The 540-nt window shown below is 55.0% G+C and carries 1 protein-coding gene; it reads right to left on the bottom strand.

The window, feature by feature from the left end; genetic code table 11:
- A partial coding sequence (locus ACFHWW_RS34160) for a GntR family transcriptional regulator (protein WP_379943813.1) occupies positions 1 to 449 on the bottom strand: 449 nt, incomplete at its 3' end.
- Between the last annotated feature and the right edge of the window lie 91 nt (positions 450 to 540).

Raw genomic sequence — 540 nt, 5'->3', positions numbered from 1 at the left:
CCCGACAGATCTGCCAGAAGCATATGGAACTCACCGGTTAGGCGCACCAAGGTGTTTCGGTCGCCCGTTCGCCGGGCCAGATCTTCTTTTTGAAGATGTTCCCGAATCGGAATGAAGTGGGCTTCCCCTTCGAGCCTGGCGCACAGGCGAGCAATCTCCGGCTCCACCATCATACGTACTGCCAACATGTCACGCGTCTCCTTCTTAGTAGGTGACGCAACTGTGGTGCCGACGTTTGGACGCTTTACCAAGATCCCATCCTGCGAGAGACGGGCAATCGCGCCTCGCACAACAGTTCGGCTAACGTCGAAGGCAGCAGCCAGCTGTTCTTCTGTGATGTGAACGTTTGGATGCAGCTTTCGCTCGAAAATCGCCTGCACGATGCGGTTACGAATTTCGACTTCGGTCTTGCCGTGGGCTTTTTCGAAGGGTGGGAGTTCGAATGTCACATTTTTTCCAATGAGCATTTAGCCGTTTGCGACCCCGACAACACTTGATCGGCCGGTCCGTTGATTACGCTTAGTAGCGCAGCTTCCCGTC

The sequence above is a fragment of the Sinorhizobium sp. P24N7 genome, from assembly GCF_042436655.1.
Taxonomy (GTDB): domain Bacteria; phylum Pseudomonadota; class Alphaproteobacteria; order Rhizobiales; family Rhizobiaceae; genus Sinorhizobium; species Sinorhizobium meliloti_A.
The sequence above is the reverse complement of the archived record's forward strand: the minus strand, read 5'-3'. Positions and strand labels throughout refer to the sequence as shown.